Genomic DNA, 3519 nt, shown 5'->3' on the forward strand with positions numbered 1-3519 from the left:
TTTTCATCTTCATCTGGCGTCATACTATAGCATGAAGGTCCACATTCATTAAAACAAAATTTTTTTAGAGCGGTTTTTCGCTACCAGGCAATTATGTTAATTATGCTTTCTACCCCTTAACTGCTCCGGATAGTAAACCACCGACGATATATTTTTGGAAAATCAAAGCAATTATAACCGGTGGAATTGCTGCTAATATTCCACCGGTAGCCATCATCCCAAAATCAATTGAATGGCGGCCGGAAAATTCAGCAATCGATATGGGAATGGTTTTTGATACAACCGATGAAGTCATAATTAATGCCATAAAAAACTCTTCCCAAGACATTAAAAATGCCAAAAGGAGAGTAGCTACAATCCCTGGCGCTGAAAGAGGAATCATAATTCGAAATAACATACCTAAATAAGTGCATCCATCAATTTTAGCTGCATCTTCCAAATCCCGTGGAATACTATCAAAATAAGTTCGCATTATCCAAATCACAAAAGGAGTGATGATAGCAGAATAAACCAGTATTAAAGCTGTTTTCGTATCGAGCAAATTATATCGACTAAATATTTGATAAATAGGGATAATGATGGCCACTGGAGGAAGCATGTATGAAAAGAGAAGTACAAATAAAATTTTATCTTTCCCAGGAAATCTGAGTCGTGAAAAAGCATAAGCCGAGAGCGAGCCAATTGAAACACAAATAATGGTAACTGCAGAAGCTACCACAAAACTATTCATCATTGTTTTCCGGAATTCACTTTCAGAACCCTGGGAAAAAAGTATCTTTGAATATCTTTCAAAGGATATGTTTTCCGGTATCCATTGCAGTGGAATTTTTAGCAAATCTTTTAAATCAGCAACACTTGATATCAACAACCAAACTAAGGGTGCTAATAAGCCTGCTACTAAGATAATTGACCCAACGGTGATACCAATTGTTCGGTATATTTTATACTTTTTAACAATCATTTATTCACTCCTGAATAAAATCCGTTTAAAAGAATTATAAAATACTCTTTTTTTTAATATTCGATATGTTTCCCGATGTTGATGGTATAAATATAAGCCAAAAGAGCCACTATTAAAGTAATGAGATAAGCCAAGGCAGAACCACGACCAAAATTTAAAAATTTAAAAGCTTCTTGGTAGGTCATAAAGGAAATAACTTTGGTTGCATTGGCAGGTCCACCCGAAGTCATAATATATACGATATCGAAAACTCGAAAGGCATCTAAGGTACGCATTACCAAAACTACAGTTAGCGTAGGTTTTAATAGAGGCAAGGTAATGGAAAAAAGGCTTCTCCACCAACTCGCCCCATCAACAGTAGCAGCTTCATACATTTCTCGAGGTATGGTTTGCAATCCTGCCAAAAGCAACAGGGCAACTAATGGTGTAATCTTCCATACATCAGCTACAATAACGCAATGCATAGCACTCCACGGACGAGTTAACCAACCTCGGTAAGAATCAATTAAACCAATTTGTTTGAGTAGAGCATTAAACGCTCCATAATTAGCATTAAATATCCATTTCCACATAATAGCATCAACGGTAATCGGAAGTGCCCATGGAACCAACAATAAACTGCGGAGAATCCCTCGTGCCCAAAATTTTTGGTTTAGAAGAAGAGCAATTAAAAAACCAATTACCATTTCAATGGCAATAGATACTACGGTAAAATATGCAGTGCGGTTAATTGAGGCCCAAAATCCGCTGCTTTTCAATATATCAATATAATTTTTAAAACCAATAAAGGGCATTCCCTGGGCTTTTCGAGTTAAGTCAACCTGATGAAGACTGGTATAGAAAGCCATCACCATTGGATAAAAAATAATAATTCCAATAAAAATAAAAGCAGGAATGATTAATAGCCAGGCAAATCTGACTTCTCTTCGGTTGTACTGGTTTGATTTCATAGTTAATTCAATCTACAACCTAAACAGCAGGAGTATTAATCCCTGCTGTTTAGGTTGCATTCAATAGACTAATATCTTTCTTGAATTTCTTTCATCCGTGCAACAGCATCATCAAGTGCCTGCTGAGGAATCTTAGCTCCAGTAATAGCTGATTGCAACTCTTCTCCTAACAATTGGGAAAATTGCGAATACCAAGGAAGTTGTGGCCGATCAAACACATACTGAATTTGTTCCTTTGCAATAGGGATAGCTTTGGGTTGAAGAGCGATTAACTCTGGATCATCATAGAGGGATATCCAAATGGGAAGAGCGTTGGCACTGTATTTTTTCTGTATATCACGACTGCATAAGAAACTTATATAATCCCATGCTACATCTGGATTTTTGCAGGTATTCACTATGCTCAAACCCATCCCACCATTACAGGAAGCACTCTTGTTCCCATCGGGAAAACCGGGTATTAATGCTATTTCAGAATCTCCGGCAATTTGTGACTCTTGTGGATCATTTGATAAATTATACATATAAATCCAGTTCAGACCAAAAGCTGCCTGACCGGAAGAATAGATTCGCCGTACCTCTTCGTTAAAACTTTCAATTGAAGCTGGATTATAAATTCCAGCTTTTAAATTATCCACCATATAGCTCAAGGCATCCAGGCCTTTTCCTTGGTTTAAAATCGGCAAACCATTTTCATCAAAGGCTTTCCCACCCATGGCATTTAAATAGGTCAAATACTGAACAACTACTACCTCTCCTTGCCCCCAGGAATCAATAATTGGATATTCGATGATTCCATTGGCTTTCATTTTTTGGGAAGTTTCAATCACCTCGGGCCATAAAGTAGGAACTGAAGCACCAACTTCATTTAACATTTTCTTGTTATAAAAAAAATACTGCCAATCATTGAGCCAGGGCATCCCATAAATTCTATCTTTATAGGTCACTGAATTCAGAACGGTTGGAAAGATGTCGGCTCGGTCTTCGTCTTTTAAACGATCAGTAACATCAATAATCCATCCTGCCTCTGCAAATTCCGCCGGCCAGACACAGTCACTAATAATGACATCGTATACTCCCGATTCACTGGCAGCAGCTACGGCAATTTTATCGTGGAGTTCTTCGTAGGATACAAAGTTTAAATTAACTTCGACATCTGGATTTTGTTTTAAAAATTCATCCGTCATGGCTATCATATCGCTTTCTTGATAGCCGGCTTGCTTCATAAAAAGAGCACTCAGGCTTACTTTGGCACTAACCATAACCGAAAACGAAAATACCAGTAAAATTAATGTGATGAAAAAAATTCCTTTGTGTTTCATAAATATTTAGCCCTCCTATATACTTATTTAAATTATTTTAACATATTCGGTTGAAAATAATTGGCATTCTATCCTAACTGATAAATTATACCCATAAATATAGGAATTATTCTTTTATTTTTAGTGTTGGGGTTAAAATATCATTATTTTAAGCAGTTTCTTTCTCATGAAGGCTTCATTATTCCGTTTTTTGAATGCTGTGACCAGTGATTAATAGCAGGGAACGTGTATAATTCTATCCTCATCTGGTGCTGCTAGTCATCATGAGGGTCTATCCTGAAAACCA

At 36.8% G+C, this 3519-nt stretch carries 3 protein-coding genes; all 3 read right to left on the minus strand.

Annotated elements, in window-relative coordinates:
- Nucleotides 1-109 precede the first annotated feature (109 nt).
- Nucleotides 110-961 (minus strand): carbohydrate ABC transporter permease, encoded by an 852-nt coding sequence (locus tag PLK24_RS05765; RefSeq protein WP_324477173.1) that lies wholly within the window; start codon nt 959-961, stop codon nt 110-112.
- A gap of 53 nt (nt 962-1014) precedes the next feature.
- Complete coding sequence (locus tag PLK24_RS05770) at nt 1015-1911, minus strand: carbohydrate ABC transporter permease (RefSeq protein WP_324477174.1); 897 nt, start codon at nt 1909-1911, stop codon at nt 1015-1017.
- A gap of 68 nt (nt 1912-1979) precedes the next feature.
- A complete protein-coding gene (locus PLK24_RS05775) occupies nt 1980-3233 on the minus strand; it encodes an extracellular solute-binding protein (RefSeq protein ID WP_324477176.1) in 1254 nt (417 codons plus the stop codon).
- Nucleotides 3234-3519: the final 286 nt, after the last annotated feature.

This window comes from Atribacter sp., assembly GCF_035418125.1.
Taxonomy (GTDB): domain Bacteria; phylum Atribacterota; class Atribacteria; order Atribacterales; family Atribacteraceae; genus Atribacter; species Atribacter allofermentans.